Annotated in this window: 16 protein-coding genes; 9 read left to right on the top strand and 7 right to left on the bottom strand. The window is 43.3% G+C overall.

Annotated elements, in window-relative coordinates; genetic code table 11:
• Nucleotides 1-41: 41 nt before the first annotated feature.
• The gene (locus QP420_RS05055) at nucleotides 42-1,175 is read right to left on the bottom strand and encodes a 4-hydroxybutyrate dehydrogenase (RefSeq protein ID WP_481616733.1); all 1,134 of its coding nucleotides are present in this window, start codon (nucleotides 1,173-1,175) and stop codon (nucleotides 42-44) included.
• Between the two features lie 170 nt (nucleotides 1,176-1,345).
• Nucleotides 1,346-2,686: a H2O-forming NADH oxidase gene (gene nox / locus QP420_RS05050; RefSeq protein ID WP_481616732.1), complete on the bottom strand. Its 1,341-nt coding sequence runs from the start codon at nucleotides 2,684-2,686 to the stop codon at nucleotides 1,346-1,348.
• Nucleotides 2,687-3,014: 328 nt separating this feature from the next.
• Between nox and QP420_RS05045 the strand changes: the two genes are divergently transcribed.
• Nucleotides 3,015-3,623 carry a pyroglutamyl-peptidase I gene (locus QP420_RS05045; protein ID WP_481616731.1) on the top strand — a complete coding sequence of 203 codons (609 nt, stop codon included), beginning with the start codon at nucleotides 3,015-3,017 and terminating at the stop codon, nucleotides 3,621-3,623.
• Between the two features lie 90 nt (nucleotides 3,624-3,713).
• Here the strand turns inward: QP420_RS05045 and QP420_RS05040 are convergent, their stop codons facing one another.
• The 3 genes from QP420_RS05040 to QP420_RS05030 all read right to left on the bottom strand — a co-directional run bounded on the left by QP420_RS05040 (nucleotide 3,714) and on the right by QP420_RS05030 (nucleotide 5,642).
• Nucleotides 3,714-4,112: a toxin-antitoxin system HicB family antitoxin gene (locus QP420_RS05040; protein WP_464405525.1), complete on the bottom strand. Its 399-nt coding sequence runs from the start codon at nucleotides 4,110-4,112 to the stop codon at nucleotides 3,714-3,716.
• Nucleotides 4,106-4,372, bottom strand: a complete 267-nt coding sequence (locus QP420_RS05035) for a type II toxin-antitoxin system HicA family toxin (RefSeq protein ID WP_248899242.1) — start codon at nucleotides 4,370-4,372, stop codon at nucleotides 4,106-4,108. The genes QP420_RS05040 and QP420_RS05035 overlap by 7 nt, the downstream gene beginning before the upstream one ends.
• A gap of 199 nt (nucleotides 4,373-4,571) precedes the next feature.
• Complete coding sequence (locus QP420_RS05030; protein ID WP_481616730.1) at nucleotides 4,572-5,642, bottom strand: metal ABC transporter solute-binding protein, Zn/Mn family; 1,071 nt, start codon at nucleotides 5,640-5,642, stop codon at nucleotides 4,572-4,574.
• 207 nt (nucleotides 5,643-5,849) lie between these two features.
• Here QP420_RS05030 and QP420_RS05025 point away from each other — a divergent pair, with 207 nt between their 5' ends.
• The 6 genes from QP420_RS05025 (at nucleotide 5,850) to QP420_RS05000 (ending at nucleotide 14,125) form a co-directional block, all read left to right on the top strand.
• Complete coding sequence (locus QP420_RS05025) at nucleotides 5,850-6,734, top strand: bifunctional methylenetetrahydrofolate dehydrogenase/methenyltetrahydrofolate cyclohydrolase (protein ID WP_481616729.1); 885 nt, start codon at nucleotides 5,850-5,852, stop codon at nucleotides 6,732-6,734.
• 152 nt (nucleotides 6,735-6,886) lie between these two features.
• Entirely contained in the window at nucleotides 6,887-8,392 is a 1,506-nt protein-coding gene (gene rpsA / locus QP420_RS05020; RefSeq protein WP_004130522.1) for a 30S ribosomal protein S1, read from the top strand.
• 219 nt (nucleotides 8,393-8,611) lie between these two features.
• Nucleotides 8,612-8,941, top strand: a complete 330-nt coding sequence (locus QP420_RS05015; RefSeq protein ID WP_415696051.1) for a TM2 domain-containing protein — start codon at nucleotides 8,612-8,614, stop codon at nucleotides 8,939-8,941.
• 70 nt (nucleotides 8,942-9,011) lie between these two features.
• Nucleotides 9,012-9,707, top strand: a complete 696-nt coding sequence (gene coaE / locus QP420_RS05010; protein ID WP_481616728.1) for a dephospho-CoA kinase — start codon at nucleotides 9,012-9,014, stop codon at nucleotides 9,705-9,707.
• Nucleotides 9,708-9,805: 98 nt separating this feature from the next.
• Nucleotides 9,806-11,920, top strand: a complete 2,115-nt coding sequence (gene uvrB, locus QP420_RS05005; protein WP_481616727.1) for an excinuclease ABC subunit UvrB — start codon at nucleotides 9,806-9,808, stop codon at nucleotides 11,918-11,920.
• Between the two features lie 354 nt (nucleotides 11,921-12,274).
• Nucleotides 12,275-14,125 carry an InlB B-repeat-containing protein gene (locus QP420_RS05000; RefSeq protein ID WP_481616726.1) on the top strand — a complete coding sequence of 617 codons (1,851 nt, stop codon included), beginning with the start codon at nucleotides 12,275-12,277 and terminating at the stop codon, nucleotides 14,123-14,125.
• Nucleotides 14,126-14,409: 284 nt separating this feature from the next.
• Here the strand turns inward: QP420_RS05000 and QP420_RS04995 are convergent, their stop codons facing one another.
• Both QP420_RS04995 and QP420_RS04990 read right to left on the bottom strand, forming a co-directional pair.
• Complete coding sequence (locus tag QP420_RS04995; protein WP_415695570.1) at nucleotides 14,410-14,688, bottom strand: type II toxin-antitoxin system YafQ family toxin; 279 nt, start codon at nucleotides 14,686-14,688, stop codon at nucleotides 14,410-14,412.
• Entirely contained in the window at nucleotides 14,688-14,963 is a 276-nt protein-coding gene (locus tag QP420_RS04990; RefSeq protein ID WP_415695571.1) for a type II toxin-antitoxin system RelB/DinJ family antitoxin, read from the bottom strand. The genes QP420_RS04995 and QP420_RS04990 overlap by 1 nt, the downstream gene beginning before the upstream one ends.
• Before the next feature lie 145 nt (nucleotides 14,964-15,108).
• Between QP420_RS04990 and QP420_RS04985 the strand changes: the two genes are divergently transcribed.
• The gene (locus QP420_RS04985; protein ID WP_481616725.1) at nucleotides 15,109-15,246 is read left to right on the top strand and encodes a hypothetical protein; all 138 of its coding nucleotides are present in this window, start codon (nucleotides 15,109-15,111) and stop codon (nucleotides 15,244-15,246) included.
• Nucleotides 15,247-15,431: 185 nt separating this feature from the next.
• On the top strand, nucleotides 15,432-16,871 hold the full coding sequence (gene pyk / locus QP420_RS04980; protein ID WP_415689574.1) for a pyruvate kinase: 1,440 nt from the start codon (nucleotides 15,432-15,434) through the stop codon (nucleotides 16,869-16,871).
• Nucleotides 16,872-16,951: the final 80 nt, after the last annotated feature.

The following is a 16,951-nucleotide window of genomic DNA, read 5'->3' as shown; positions in this document are numbered from 1 at the left end:
TGGGGATTATTTTTTAGTGAAATCTTTAGTGAAATCTGATTTTAGAAAGTAGATGCGTAGACTTCGGCAATAGCATCTTCACTCATATGCATGTACGAGTTCTTTAAAAGTCGCTGCTGCTCTTTAACAACGCTTGCAGCCCAGCTTTGAATCATGTCTTCACTCATGCCATACTCGTGAAGCTTATGCTTAGGGAGAATCGTGTTAAGAACTTCGTCAAGCTTATTTAATACATCTGCTTTTTGGCATTCAAGAATATTTGCCATAAAGTCAAAAAGCTTAGAAAGTTCAGTGTTTTCTGCACTATCGCTGTTTTCCGCATCGTGCTTAGCATAGTAGCGCAAAACGCTTGTAAGAAGAGCGGCATTCGTCTCGCCATGAGCTACGTGGAAAGTGCCGCCAAGCGGATAAGCCATAGCGTGAACGCAACCGCAGCCAGCGTTGCCAAAGGCAATACCAGCGTAAAGGCTTGCCGAAACCAAGTCGCTAACAACTTGGGCTTTTGCATTGCTGCCTTCTTTAACAACTCGCATATAGCTTTGCAAAATAAGCCCGCAAGCCTTGTAACTAAACATTTTTGTAAGCTCTGTTGCAATAGGGGAGAGCGCAGATTCAATCGAATGAGTAAGAGCATCAATAGAGCTGGTTGCAAAAACGTAATCAGGCAGGCTCTTTAACAATTCTGGAATAAGAACAGCGTCTGTAGCGTAGCAAGCATCGTTTGCCAAACCCTTTTTAGTGTTGCGCTTTGTAAGAGAGAACACGGCAACGTTTGTAACTTCGGAGCCAGTGCCGCAAGTAGTTGGAACAAGAATAAGATCTGCGCCTTTTTGTGCAGGAATTTTGCCGTCAACCAAATCTTCGAGTGGGCTTGTTTGCTTTAACGCGCAAACTTTAGAAATATCCAAAACGGTGCCGCCGCAAATGCCAATCACACGCTTTGGGGTAGTGCGAATATCGCGAACAATCGCGTCAACCATTTCGTCACTTGGCTCGCCCTTGCCGTAGTTTTCTTGGAAAATCACATTGCAATCAAGGTTTAAATCACCAAAATAAGGTTCCCAAATGTACTTGTTTGTAATAACCAAATCGTTCTTGCCAAGCTTAAATTCTTGCGAAAAATCACGAGCGTTCTCGAACTTGTGAATAGTTGGCTTAATAGAGAGCTGCTTCATCCTAGACTCCTTTGTTTTAATCTGCATGTCTTACGCTAATATGCGCGTTTTTGTGCGCGCTTTTTGCGCGGATGATTAAAAAAACCAAGCAACTGCTCCATTATAGAACAGATTGCTTGGTTTAATAAACGCGATTTAAGCTAATCGCAGAAGCCAATCGTAGAGGCTAATCAGCCCTTCAACAAAGCCGTGTAAGCTGCCATCGTAATGTAGTTGTATGGCTGATTGAAGTGAGGCATAAAGAAGATATCGCACAAAGCAAGCTCTTTAATCGTAACCTTCTTTTGAATAGCAAGAGAGAACAGGTGAATTGCGGCAGACATATCGTAGTTAGACGCCAGTTGGCAGCCAACAATTACCTTAGAATCCTTCTTGTAAACAATGCGAATCTTAACCTTTGGATTCTCAACTTCCATAAACGCAGGCTTTTGAGTATCCTCAAAATCAACGTAGTCAACGTCCATGCCCTCTTTTTGAGCGGCAGACAAGCTTAAACCAGTGCAAACGAGCTTGTAATCGTAGATCATCATTGCGCTAGAGCCTTGCACGCCCTCGGTTTCTACAGGAGTTCCGCAAACGTTGTGACCTGCAATCAAGCCGCTTCTAACGGCATTAGTAGCGAGAGCGATGTAGTTTACGCGGCTTCGAGCGTTGTCGTAGATTGTAGCGCAATCGCCAATAGCGTACACGTCTGGGTCGGAAGTTTGCTGCTTCTTGTCAACTAGGAAAGCGCCATTTTCGTATTGCTTTAAGTGGTCTTTTCCAAGAGCAACATTTGGGTGGAATCCAATAGCGCAAATCACCATGTCGGCTTCGTAAGTGCCCTTGCTGGTCTTAACAGCCTTGACTTCAGTATCTCCAACAATCTCTTCAACAGTTTGACCAAGCTCAAACTTAATGCCCTTATCTTCCATAATTCTCTTCAAATTATCGGAAAACTCTGGGTCAAAGTAGCCGTTAAGAATATGGTCTTCCATGTCTATAAGAGTCACGTTTTTGTTCAAGCGCTTAAAAGATTCCGCAAGTTCCACGCCAATGTAGCCGCCGCCAAGAACCACAACATTATGGAAATCGCGCTCTTGAAGCTTAGCAATAACAGTCTGCGCGTTTTGGAAAAGCTTTACCATTTGCACGTTTTCCAAATCAATGCCCTTAATACGTGGCTTGTTTGGAAGGCTGCCAGTAGCTAGAACGAGTTTATCGTAAGAATCGTGAATAACCGAGCCGTCTTTAAGCTCTACAGTAACTTCTTTCTTTGCGTAATCAATGTCTAGAACTTTGCTTTCCAGATTTACCTTTGCGCCTTTTTTAACGAAATCTTCTGGCTTCTGGTAGAACAAGCCATCGCTGCTTTGAATCTGCTTGCCAATCCACAAAGCCATACCGCAGCCAAGGAAGGAAATGTTGCTATTTTGATCGTAGATTGTAAGATCGTTTCCTGGGTAGCTCAAAATGGTGTTAGCGCAGGCAGTGCCAGCATGATTTGCGCCAATCTGAATTATCTTGGTCATCGGTAATCTCTTTTCGTCATTGATTTTTGATTTATCTGTATTTTCTGTAGTTTTATGCGCGCTGTTAACAACATTGTTCGTTAAGCACGCGCTATTAGCCAATCATATTACACTACGACGAGTCTGGCTAATCGTGAGTCTAGGTGTGTTGTTTTGCGATTATTGTATAAGTTGTAATTACCATTTAATCTTTGCTATGAACATGAAGTAAGTAATAGAATCATTAATGTTTTATACAAGTGCATTAGTGTATATACAGTTTTAGCAATGTATTTTGATAAAGTTTGATAAAGTTTGATAAGTGAGAATTGTATGAGGGGGTATTTTAATGCGTATTTTGATTACTGGTTTTACGCCGTTTGATAATGAGTCTATAAATCCTTCGTGGGAGATTGCGCAATCAGTGCCTGCGCCTGAGGGTGTGGAACTTGTTCGTTTGCAGATTCCTACGGAATTTAACAAGGGTGCGCAAAAAGTTATTGAGAAAATAGAGGAAGTTCGCCCTAATGCTGTGCTTTCGCTAGGGCAATTTGGCGGTTCTGCTTGTTTTAACGTTGAGTATGTTGGCATTAACTGTAGAGCTGCGCGCATACCAGATAATAGTGGATATAAGCCTTGGTATGAGTCTGTTGTGCAGGATGGTGATGTGGCTTATAAAGCGACTTTGCCAGTTGTGAACATAGTTGATGCTTTAAATAAAGCGAAATTGCCTGCGGCTGTGTCTTTTTCTGCGGGCGCGTACGTATGCAATGACGTGCTTTACAGTGTTTGTAATTATTGCCAGACTAAAAAATTGCCAATTGAGAGCGGTTTCATTCACGTTCCGTATTTGCCTGAGCAGGTTCTCAATAAGCCGAGCACGAGTTCTATGAGTTTAGCTGATATGCTTCGAGGCATTGAAGTTGCACTGCGAGTGATTGCAGGTGATTGCAAGTGATTGCAGATAAATCGCCAGCAAATCTTTAATTCGTAAGTAATTGCTAATAATCGTAAGTAATTGCTAATAAATAGTATAAGTATTTATTGTCTATACTCGCTCAAGCGTGCGCTCAATGGCGTTATTTTGCGAAAGAAGATAAACGCAATACTGGTTCATGCTTATGCCTTCAGATTGAGATTGTTCAGCCAACTGCCTATGTAATTCCTTGGGAATACGCAGTTTGAATTGCCCAGAATAATCATTTAGTTCATGGTAAGAAGGCTCTTTTATGTTCACTTTGCTTTCAAGTGCAGCCTCCAGCCAAGCCTTTTTAGCATCTTGTGCATTTGCTGCTGCTTCTTGTTCGGATTCTCCAGAACTCATGCATCCTGGTAAATCAGGGTAGTAGGACACAAATCCGCCTTCATCTGGATCTTTTACAATTTCCAGTTTGTATGGCAAAGACATGTAGTAGGTGAGCGTTTTATTTGTAAGTGTTTTTACCATATTTGATTTTCCTCTTTTATTTCTTCGTCTTCTGCTTCTACTACAGATTTCACCATTTCTACGTATATCTTTTTAATTGGTTCATGCTTAGGAATTGTAATTGGGTTGGCGTGATTTTTTCGAAAAGTATAATGACTGCTTCCGCTTCTTGGATTGGACATTTCATATCCGTAGGCTTCCAGAACTTTTTTCAATTCCTCAAATCTCATATCTTTAGATAAGCTAAGTATTCGCTTAAGTAATTTGTCCCATTGTGACATTTCACCCCCAGTTAATAGCGTGTTTTTGGTGTTTATAAAATTATAAGTGGTGTTACATGTGGTGTCAACGGCTACGCTAGTTTATGATACTTAGATTTAATTAGTAAATCGTTAATTTGTAAGTAATTGCTAATAATCGTAAGTAATTGCTAATAAATAGTATGAAGTATTTATTGCCTATACTCGCTCAAGCGTGTACCTACTTACCTGGATCTTGCTGGCCCTCGTTAGATCTGTTTGGATCTGGCTGCGAAACAGTCGGCTTTTCGGTAATAGGCTTCTTTTGATTAGCTTCCTGCTTTTCTAAATCTTTGCGCATATTAGTCGTAGTTTTGCCAGCATTATTAATGTCTTCGCAAATCTTCATAACCCATTTTCTTAAATCGGTTGCATACGATGGCATAAGTTCATTAACCCAGATTACAGACGTGTAGCTTCTGCCAGCTGTTCCAGTCAAGATGTTAATATCGTCACCTTTACTTTGACTATTGCTTATGATTACGTCGAATTTTCGTTCTTCAATAAGCTTTTGGAACGCATCCACATTAGCCTTGTCTACATCGTCTCCCTGTGCTACCTGCTGAGCGTAGGCTTTAGGTGCAGAATCACTAATTCCCATGTCGGACATAAGCCAGAAGAGAATAGGAGTCACCGAAGCATACTTAAGCTTCTTATGGCTTTTAGCGAAGTTTGAAAGATAATCCTCAAGCTTTTTTTCTTGAGCTTTAACGGCGTTAAGTCTTTTATCAAAAATCTTCTTCTTTGACGGAAGAACTTTAGAGAAAGCTTCGCAAATGTTAGAAGCCATCTCGTTTCTAGCGTCTTTTGAGAACCACAAGTAAGGATTATCTCCATTTAGCGCTCCAACTGTAGAAGCAGCGTTTACAACTTCGCTGTTTTTAGCGGTGCGTTTTGCAATCCAGCTATCGTAGCCAGCGCCATTTGAAATAACAACTTGTGCGGAATAAAGCTTTTGCAAATCTTTTCTTGATGGCTTAAATGTTGATGCATCTGTATCTGGATTGCTGATTATAGATTGCACTTCAACATTATTTCCACCTATTTCTCTAGCCAGACTTGCCCAAGATTCAAGAGTGGAAACAACCTTGATTTTTTTGACTTGTTCTTTAGGAGAAGCTTGCTTTTGCTGTACTGGCTGTTTTTGGCCGCATGCAGTCATGCCAACAAGAATCGATGGAACAATAATGCACGCCAAAATTGCTTTGCATATTTTCTTTGCGCTATTTAAATGAAAAGTATTCCTGCACATCTTTGCGCCCCTTCCGTCAGTTGTTATTCGCATTGGCGTTTGCTATGCGGATAGTATAAATACCATTCTATTATTAATATTCAGTTATTAACAGTTGTGTCGCACACTTCGATGCCTCACGATAGCCTATCCATACGAATTATGTAGGTGATTTGTTGTTTAAGTTAAAATTGATGCTTTAAATCAATGATAGTTGGGATGTGAATAATGGTTGTTGTATTAGACGGAAAAGCGCTAGCCGCAAGTATTAAGAGCGACTTAAAAAGCAGGGTAGAAAAGCTTAAGGAAAGTGGCATTACTCCTGGGCTTGGAACGCTTTTAGTTGGAAGCGATCCTGGATCGTTGAAATATGTTGCTGGAAAACACAAGGATTGCGAAGAAGTTGGGATTCGCTCAATCCGCTGCGATTTGCCAGAAGACGCTAGCGAAGACGAAATTCTTAAAGCCGTAAATCAGCTTAATAATGACCCTTCTTGTACGGGTTTTATAGTGCAATTGCCTTTGCCAAAAGGCGTGGATTCCCAAAAGATTATTGAGGCGGTAGATCCTGCAAAAGATTGCGATGGAATGCATCCGTACAATTTGGGCGAGCTGGTTATGCATATTTCGGGAGATATTGTTACGCCTTTGCCATGCACGCCGCGAGGGATTTTAGCGCTTTTAGACGCTTATAACATTAATCTTGAAGGCAAAAATGTGTGCGTTCTTGGACGAGGAATCACGGTTGGCCGAACAATCGGACTGCTTCTTACGCGCAGGGGAGTAGACGCAACTGTAACATTGTGCCACACGCGCACGCGCGATTTGCACGATATTATGCTGCGCTCCGACGTTATTATTGCGGCAATGGGCAGCGCGGGATTTGTAAAGCCTTGCGATGTTAAGCCTGGAGCCGTGCTGGTTGATGTTGGCGTTTCGCGCGTTTTTGATGAAGAAGTGGGAAGGTATCGCGTAAAAGGCGATGTTGATGTTGCTTGTAGAGAAGTCGCGGGAGCGTATTCGCCAAATCCTGGTGGAGTTGGACCAATGACTCGCGCAATGCTATTGGCCAATGTTGTTGATATGGCTGAGCGCGCGGCAAGTGGCAAGTAGCGAATATCAAGTAGCGCGACACGCCCGAAGTAAAACGGCGATTTTGGCTATGCCTATATATAACATTGACAGAGTGCGTGCATAGTGCGCGTGCACAAATCATAATTTAATATCGAGTAATATCCACCCCAAGAAGAAACCACTAATAAGTAATGGCAGAGAATAATAACGAAGTCGCCAAGGTTGCGATTAATGATATTGGCACCGAAGAAGACTTCATCAAGGCAGTCGATTCAACCATCAAGAATTTTGATGATGGTGATTTAGTTGAAGGTACAGTCGTAAAGATTGATCACGACGAAGTATTGTTGGACATCGGCTACAAAACTGAAGGTGTAATCCCTTCCCGTGAACTTTCCATCAAGAAAGACGTTGATCCAGATGATGTTGTTGAAGTTGGCGACACCATCGAAGCCCTTGTTGTAACTAAGGAAGACAAGGAAGGACGTCTTATTCTCTCCAAGAAGCGTGCACAGTATGAGCGCGCTTGGGGTGACATTGAGAAGATCAAGGATGCAGACGGCATTGTTGAAGGTACCGTTATTGAAGCTGTTAAGGGCGGCTTGATTGTAGACATCGGTTTGCGCGGCTTCTTGCCAGCTTCCCTCGTTGAAATGCGTCGCGTTCGCGATCTTTCCCCATACATTGGCCAGAAGATTAAGGCTAAGATTCTTGAGCTCGATAAGAACCGCAACAACGTTGTGCTTTCTCGTCGTCAGTTCCTCGAGGAAACCCAGTCCGAAGTTCGCGAGACCTTCCTCTCGCAGCTTAAGAAGGGCCAGATTCGCGAAGGCGTTGTGTCTTCTATCGTAAACTTCGGCGCGTTTGTTGACCTCGGGGGTGTTGACGGCCTCATTCACGTTTCCGAGCTTTCTTGGAAGCATATCGATCACCCATCCGAGGTTGTTAAGGTTGGCGATAAGGTTACCGTTGAGGTTCTCGACGTTGATCTCGATCGCGAACGTATCTCCCTCTCCCTTAAGGCAACTCAGGAAGATCCATGGCAGCGCTTCGCTCGCACCCATGTTCCTGGACAGGTTGTTAAGGGTAAGGTCACCAAGATTGTTCAGTTCGGTGTGTTCATCTCCGTTGAAGACGGCATCGAAGGCTTGGTTCACATTTCCGAGCTTGCTAACCGTCATGTAGAGAACCCAGAAACTGTTGTTAAGGGTGGCGAAGAAGTATTCGTTAAGGTTATTGACGTAGATCTCGATCGTCGCAGGATCTCGCTCTCCTTGAAGCAGGCTAACGAGGCTGTTGATCCAAATTCTGAAGATTTCGATCCAGCTCTCTACGGCATGCCAGCTGAGTATGACGAAGAAGGAAACTACAAGTACCCAGAAGGCTTCGATCCAAACACCAACGAGTGGATTGCTGGTTACGAGCAGCAGCGCGAAGAGTGGGAAGCACAGTATGCAGCAGCTCACGAATTGTGGGAGCAGCACAAGGTGTTCGCCGCTAAGGAACTCGCAGCTGCAGCAGAATCCGCAGCCGCTGATGGTCAGAGTGAAGAAGCTGAAGAAAAGAAGCCAGCTAAGGAAGAAAAGAAGGAAGAAGTTGCTTCCAACTATTCTTCTGAGGCCGCTAACGAAGGTGCTTTAGCTGATTCCGATCAGCTCGCAGCTTTGCGCGAACAGCTTTTGAGCGAAAAGAAGTAGTTTCTACTTTCTACTAGACGCTTATTAACAATTGCCCTGGTGAGTTATCATCGGGGCAATTTTGTTTATGTTTGACTACTATTTTGAGTATGTTTTACGAGTATTTTGTGACTCAAGTTTTGTAATTAAATATAGGTACAATGAATTTTCTTTTAAGAATCGTGATTATATGATGCTTTTAAACATTAATCATGATTATTAAAAGGATTGGTGAAGATTATGAGCACGTTTGACAACAATCAGAAAAATGCTCAGTTCCCTTCGTATGATGGGAATAGTGAGGAGAACACTAAAGCAACTTTAGTAAGCTCGCGCAATAAAATTGTTGCAGGTTTGCTAGCGATTTTCTTAGGCACATTAGGTATTCACAATTTTTATCTTGGTTTTAAAGGAAAGGCGATTGCACAGCTGCTTATTTCTGTTCTTTCCTTTGGTTTCCTGTTGATTATTACGGGAATATGGGCATTGGTTGAGGGTATTTTGATTCTTTGCTCAAAGCCTGGAAGTAAGTGGCACAAAGATGCTGATGGTGCCGAGTTAAAAGACTAGTCTTTTATTATTAGTGATAATAAACAATGCCCTGGTAATTAGTTACTGGGGCATTACTTATAATTTATATATGACAATGATGCGGATTGCTGTAACGGGCGGAATTGCGGCTGGAAAATCTACTGTAGTAAATCATTTGCGTTCGCTTGGCGCGTTTGTTATAGATTACGACGTTTTAGCGCGTAAAGTGGTGGAGCCAGGAAGCGTAGTCTTGCGGCAAATCGTAAGCATTTTTGGGGAAAATGCCGTTAAGAATGATGGCTCTTTAAATCGTGAGTTTATTGCAAAGCGTGTTTTTGGAGACTACTACGAGAGTTGTGAAAATCGTAAGAAGCTTGAGTCGCTTATTCATCCTGCTATTTATGATTTAGCAAAGACTTTAGAAAGCGAATATAGAAACGAATATAAAAGCGAATATAAAAACGAGTGTGATAGGAAAATTTCTAAAGAAGATTGCTGTGAACGCGCATATTTAAGATCTGTTATTGTGCACGATATTCCGCTGCTTGCGCAAGTAATCGACAGCATTCCATTTAGTTTTGACCATATTATTACAGTTGAAGCGCCTAAAGATGTTCGCATTGCGCGAATGATAAGCGAGCGCAAAATGAGCCAGAATCAGGCGCAGCAGCGCATAAATAATCAAGTTGAAGAGATTGAGCGCAAAAAAATCGCGGATTTTGTGGTTGATTCTACAAAGCCTATGGAAGTTATGCTTAAAAGCGTTGATTCAAAAATTAAAACGTGGATGGGTGAGGAGCATTAGAGACCCAAAGGAAAAATCGCAAGCAACCGCGCGATTGTTTGGTTTTAGTAAAATAAATAAAATGCTCTTGATGCTCTTAAAGCTCTTGGAGAAAAATAATGTCGAATAAAATTCAGCGCACAAACAAGCCTTTTGTTGTAAAAGCGCCGTACGAGCCTTCGGGCGACCAGCCGCAAGCAATCGACGAGCTGGCGAATCGCATTGAAAACGGCGAAAACGACGTTGTTTTAATGGGTGCTACTGGCACGGGTAAAACCGCTACAACCGCTTGGCTTATTGAGCGTTTGCAACGACCGACTCTTATTATTGAGCCAAATAAAACCTTGGCGGCTCAGCTTTGCGCGGAGTTTCGCGAGCTTATGCCAGATAATGCTGTGAGCTATTTTGTGTCTTACTACGACTACTATCAGCCAGAAGCGTACATTCCGCAAACAGACACGTATATTGAAAAAGACTCGAATATTAACGACGATGTTGAGCGTCTTCGTCACGCTGCTACAGCGAATTTGCTTACTAGACGTGATTGCGTTGTTGTGGCTACTGTTTCTTGCATTTATGGACTCGGCACCCCAGAGGAGTATGCCGAGCGAATGCTTATGTTAAGCGTTGGCCAGCAGCTTGAGCGAGACGATTTATTACGCCAGTTTGTGAGCATGCAATACAAGCGCAACGACATTGCGTTTACGCGCGGAACTTTTAGAGTGCGCGGAGATACGGTTGAGATTATTCCTGTGTACGAAGAATTAGCTGTGCGAATTGAGTTCTTTGGCGACGAAATCGACAGAATTACAATGCTACATCCGCTTACTGGGGAAGTGATTCGCCAGGAGAGTAGCGTGCATATTTTCCCAGCATCTCACTATATTGCGGGTCCTGAGCGCATGGAACGCGCGTTAGAGGCGATTGAGAAAGAGCGTGATGAGAGAGTTGCGCAGCTTAAAAAGCAGAACAAATTGCTGGAAGCTCAGCGTTTGGAAATGAGAACTACGTACGATTTGGAGATGCTTCGCCAAGTTGGAGTGTGCCCTGGAGTGGAGAATTATTCGAGGCATTTTGACGGACGCGCGGCTGGCACGCCTCCGCATACGCTTCTTGACTTTTTCCCAGACGACTTTTTGCTAGTTTTAGACGAGTCGCATGTAACCGTGCCGCAAATCGGAGCCATGTACGAGGGAGACGCTTCGCGCAAAAGAACGCTTGTTGAGCATGGCTTTAGGCTGCCATCTGCAATGGATAATCGCCCGTTAAAGTGGAACGAATTTTTGGAGCACGTTGGTCAAACTGTGTATCTTTCGGCAACGCCTGGCGACTACGAGTTGGGGCTTTCGGATGGCGTAGTTGAGCAGATTATTCGCCCAACTGGTTTGCTAGACCCTAAGATTGAGGTTCGACCTGTAGAAGGGCAGGTTGACGATTTGCTGGCGGAAATTAAGGCGCGTGTTGCCAAAGATGAGCGCGTGCTTGTTACTACGCTTACAAAGAAAATGGCGGAAGACTTAACTGATTACTTCCTTGAGCTTGGAATTAAAGTTGAGTATTTGCATTCGGATGTTGATACTTTGCGCAGAGTGGAGCTTTTGCGCGAGCTTCGCGAAGGAAAAATTGATGTGATTGTTGGTATTAATTTGCTTCGTGAGGGCTTGGATTTGCCAGAAGTTTCGCTGGTTGCGATTTTGGATGCAGATAAGGAAGGCTTCTTAAGGTCTTACCGTTCGCTTATTCAAACGATTGGCCGCGCTGCTCGTAATGTTTCGGGAACTGTGCTTATGTATGCGGATGCTGTTACGGATGCTATGAGCAAGGCGATTAGCGAGACGGAGAGGCGTCGCGAAAAGCAAATCGCGTATAACAAGGCTCATGGAATTGACCCTAAGCCTTTGCGAAAGAAGATTAGTGACGTTAACGACATGCTTGCTAAAGAGGATGTTGATACTCAAACTTTGCTAGCAGGCGGCTATAGGAATGCTAATAAGGCTGGGAATTCGCATTATGGCGTGCCAAAAGAGCCGAATCTGGGGCAGCAAAGCAAAGAAAAGCGTATGGCGAATATATCGGCCTTGCCGCAAAGCGATATTATGTCTTTGATTAAAAATTTGAGCGAGCAAATGCATACGGCGGCAGAACAGTTGCAGTTTGAGTTGGCTGCGCGATTGCGCGACGAAATACGCGATCTTAAAAAAGAGTTGCGTCAAATGGATGCGGCTAATAAGTGAGCTTAATGATAAATAATTGTCTATGATTCACGCGATGTCTTTGCGTTGATAGATAATCAACCGAGTATTATTCTAAATTTTGTTAATGTGAAAAATAAATTTATTTTATTTTTTTGAAAAATACTTGACAAAAGGGTTTAGATAGAGCATGCTCAGACAGACAGACAGACAGACAGACAGACAGACAGACAGACAGACAGACAGACAGACAGCATAACTCTGTCTCTTTTTCCGTAGAATTTTTTAATAGGCAGAAATATATACCTATTCATTAGGTATATATTTCTGCCTATTTTTATGCAATTTTTCAAAACAATAAAAGAACATCAATAGATTGATGAGGCGATGTATAAGGTGAAAGCGTTAGTAAAAAAGACAATGGGCCTATTGCTGGCTACATTAGTAGCATTTGGCGTAACGGCTGGAACTACGCAGGCGTTTGCTGGTGGCAGAGCGGCAACAGTTAAGCCAGGCGAATTAAAGAAAAACGATAAAAACGCTAAGCAACGCGATAGTCAATTAACAACAAACAGTTCAGAGAGTCAAAGCCTCTACGAATATACGAAAGTAATCAGTAGGGAATCGTATATGAAAGATGCAGAGATAGATGTTTATTCTGTAAAAGACGAGAACGGCAAGGCTGCAGCCGTAATAACTAACACTTACAAAAATACTGGTAGATTTTTCCCTCAGCTTACAGGCGTAAGTGAGTACAAGGCCACTGCAAACACAGGTTGGGTTTTTAAGGGCTGGAAGTACAAGCAGTTTCTTTATGGCATGGACCACGGAAACCTCCACGGCATTTTTTATTCATTCTCGGAAAGTTCCGCCAACAAGGGAAATGAATATACATCGGGAGAAGTGATTTCCGTAAACAGAACGAGAGGTATAGGAGAAACAGCAGTACTCAATAAGCGAATTTATAATATCTATGCAAATCTTAATCCTACTATAAAGGCATCTGCAGGTGAAGGCGGATCGATAACTCCTGACGGAACGAAAGAAGTCCAATACGGAGAAAATCAGAAATACGATTTTACAGCCAACGAAGGATACGTAATAGATTCGCTGAAGGTAGACGGAGTAGACCAGAAAGTCGAACATAAAGCTTCGGGTTCATATGAATTCAAGGCTGTAAAATCGCCGCACAAGATAGAAGTAAGCTTTGCAAAAGCATACACAGTTACTTATACCGATGGTGTTGACAACGAAGAAATTTTCAAAGACCAGGTGACAAACGATATTCTTTCTGGAAGTGAAACCCCAAAGTTTAATGGAACGCCATCAAGAGCGGGTTATGTCTTTTCCGGCTGGACACCAAAAGTAGCAGACAAAGTAACAGCAAATGCAACCTACACAGCAACCTGGAAAAAAGACCCATTCACAGTTACTTTCAAGGACGGCGATAAGACTCAAACGGTAAAGGTAGAAAACGGTAAGGCTATTGATACGGATACGTTGACTGACCAGTCTATGCCACAAAATCCTACAAAGACTGGTCATACATTTAAAGAATGGAATACGCAAAAGGATGGTCAAGGTACAGCGTTTACTGGTACAACACCTGTAAATAATGATTTGACTGTGTATGCGATTTATACAAAGAATCCTGTAACGCCACCAGCGCCTACGCCAGGTCCTAAGACGCCAGATCCTAAGCAGCCGCAGACGCCTACACCGCCTACAGCGCCGCAGCCGCAGTCTACGCCTAAGCCAGAGCCTAAGCCGCAGTCTAAACCAGCTCCTAAGCCTACGCAGCCGCCAACTCCGCCAACTCCAGGCCCAGATCCTAAAGGCAATGGCAACAACAATGGCAGCGAAAGTGTTGCGCCAGATTCTACTGATATTCCTGAATTGAATATTGGCGGCGGCAACGGCAATAACGGCGGCAACGACAATAACACCAATGGTAGCGGCAATGGTAACGGCGTGGGAGGAAACGCAAATAACGGAGCCAATAACGGCACTGCTAACGTAACCTCTAATGGTGCGTCTGTTAACGCAAACGGCTCATCCAACAGTGGTGCAAACAGAAGTGGTTCTTCCAAGCTGCAAGCTACAGACGCACGCTCTGCCGATGCGCTACCAAACACGGGTTCAAACGCCTCTGGCATAACGTTTGCATTTTTCGGTGCGATGGTGTTTGGCATGTTTGCGGCTTCTGGAGCTGCGGCTAATTGCAAGCGCGCTAAGCATTTGCGCTAATCGCAGCTAATCGCAGCTAATCGCATCTCATAACTCCCATAAATTAAGGCGGGCACTTGTAACACAACGTGCTCGCCTTAGTTATGCATCAAAGTCAAAAGAGTACGCGACTGTTTAAAAAATAAAATAACACATTTTTAAATCTACAGCTTTTTTATTGATAAAAGATTTAGTGTATGGCGACTGTAAGCTGGCTTGGCGTGATTTTTGAAGAGCCTGAACAATGTCTTTAATGGATGAGTATAAAATAAAAGTCACTTGTCGGGTAAAAGAGCATCTTGCTCTTACAGGTTGAATAGGTCTGAGTGACTGCCAGTGTCGATGAGTGTGAGGGTAAGAATATCATCCTCTATTAGGTAAACAAGTAGCCAGTCTGGTTTAATGTGACATTCGTGAAAACCGTTGAATTTTCCTTTGAGTATATGGTCTTTGTATTTAGGATTAAGTGCAATACCTTGTCTTAGGTTATCTACTACTTCATCTAAAAGAGAAAGGTCGATTCCACGTTTAACCATACGTTTGTAGCTTTTCTTATAAGCGTTTGTAAACTTAACGTTGTACATCAGTCAGATAAAAGCGCTTTCTTAAGGTCTTCCATAGAAGAATACGATGGTGTGTTAGGGTCTCTGGAAATTCTTTTTCCTTCTTCCATTGCTGCTAACGTTTCGGTATTAAACTTTGGGACTTCTATTTTAAAGGGAATACCTCCGTGCAAAACACACTGGCGTAAGAAGACGTTCACGGCACTTGACATATCGATGCCGAGTTCTTTAAACAGTTCGTTTGCTTCTGTTTTGACATTACTATCGATACGAATTTGAGTAGGACTTGTTGCCATAGTATCAACCCCTTTCAAAACGATTATGATACAAATGGTATACGTTGTCAAGCAAAATAAACAGACGGTCGTTGCTATATGGTTGGAATCTCTGCGAATTGACTCAATTGTGTTGTAAGGCTTGACTAGAGTATTATTCTTGTGATTGGCGAGTTTTCATTCCGACGATTGGCGAGTTTTCATTCCGACGATTGGCGAGTTTTTGTTACGACTATTGGTTATGGCTGATTACACGGATAAGCTTATAGGACTTGCGTTGAAAGAAAATAATTTAGAAAGATAGTTGTGGCTAATCGCAGTTAATCGCAAGGTAATTGTGATTAATAAGCGAGCGCAGCTAGTCGTGATTAATCGTAGTAAAAAAATAGGCGCGAGTTTTGCCTATAGGTCACAATTTGCTGGTACACTATTACACGTAAAGTGGGTATTTTCCCATTTAAAAATAAACAAAGGAAACAGGCAGGCATTATGAGAAAAGCCAAAATTGTTGATACTATTGGACCAGCTACCGAATCGTTAGAGGGCATTACCAAGCTTGTTGAAGCTGGAATGGATGTTGCTCGTTTAAACCGTTCGCATGGCACTCCTGAAGATCATTTGCGCGTTTACAACAATTTGCGCGAAGCTTCAAAGACTACTGGTCGTAATGTTGCTGCTCTTGTTGATTTGCAAGGTCCAAAGATTCGTTGCGGTTGGTTCAAGAAGAACGCTGACGGCGAAGACAAGGTTTATTTGGAAGAGGGCCAAGAGTTCGTTATCACCACAGACGATATTGAGGGTGATGAGCATCGCACTTCCACAACCTTCAAGGGTTTGCCAGGAGATTGCCACGCAGGCGATCCAATTTTGATTGATGACGGCAAGGTTCGTCTTGAGGTTACAAAGGTAGAAGGCAACGACGTACACACTAAGGTTGTTGTTGCTGGCCCAGTTTCTAGCCACAAGGGCATTAACCTTCCAGGTGTTGCCGTGTCTCTTCCAGCATTGACCGAAAAGGATGAGTCTGATCTTCGTTGGGCTATTCGCACTGGTGCAGACATTATTGCAATGTCGTTCGTGCGTTTTGCTACCGATATTGATCGCGCTCACGAAATCATGGACGAAGAAGGCCGCCGCATTCCAATCGTTGCAAAGATTGAGAAGCCACAGGCTGTTGCAAACTTGGAAGAGATTGTTAAGACCTTCGATGGCATTATGGTTGCTCGTGGCGATATGGCAGTGGAGATGCCACTTGAGCAGGTTCCACTCGTTACCAAGCGCTGCATTGAGCTTTCTCGCCAATACGCAAAGCCAGTAATCGTTGCTACCGAAGTTCTTGGATCTATGGTTAACTCTCCAGTTCCAACTCGTGCAGAGGCTTCTGATTGCGCTAACGCTGTTCTTGACGGCGCCGATGCAACTATGACCTCTAACGAGACTGCAGTCGGCAAGTATCCAGCAGTTACCGTTCAGACCATGTCTCGTATTTCTCAATACGCGACTGAAAATGGCTACGATCGCATTCCATCTGTGGAGCTTGACATGTCTAGCACGGGTGCAGTTTCTTCTGCAGCTGTTGATTTGGCAGACAAGCTTAACGCTAAGGCGATTGTTGCTTACACGCAAACTGGTCGTACCGTTCATCGCATTTCTCGCGAGCGTCCAGCTGCTCCAATCTACGGCTTGACCAACAATGAGCACACTTATCACTGGTTGGCTTTGAGCTGGGGCACTGAAGGCTTCTTGATTAGCGAGGACTACCACGATATGAACCGTCATGATCTTATGATCTTCACCGACAAGGTTCTTCGTGAAGCTGGTAAGGTTTCTGACGGCGACAAGATTGTTGTTTTGAGCACTGCTCAGGGTGAGCGCCAGGCTGGTCGTACCGACTCTATTTACGTTCACACCGTTGGTGCTTGCGACTAATCGCTAGTTGATTGCTAGCTAATCGTTAGCTAATCGTAGTTTTCTAAGCGCGCATCCTTTTTGGGTGCGCGCTTTTGTTT

The organism is Bifidobacterium sp. UMB1197 (genome assembly GCF_030217745.1).
Lineage (GTDB): Bacteria > Actinomycetota > Actinomycetes > Actinomycetales > Bifidobacteriaceae > Bifidobacterium > Bifidobacterium vaginale_B.
This window is presented reverse-complemented; position numbering and strand designations above follow the sequence as displayed.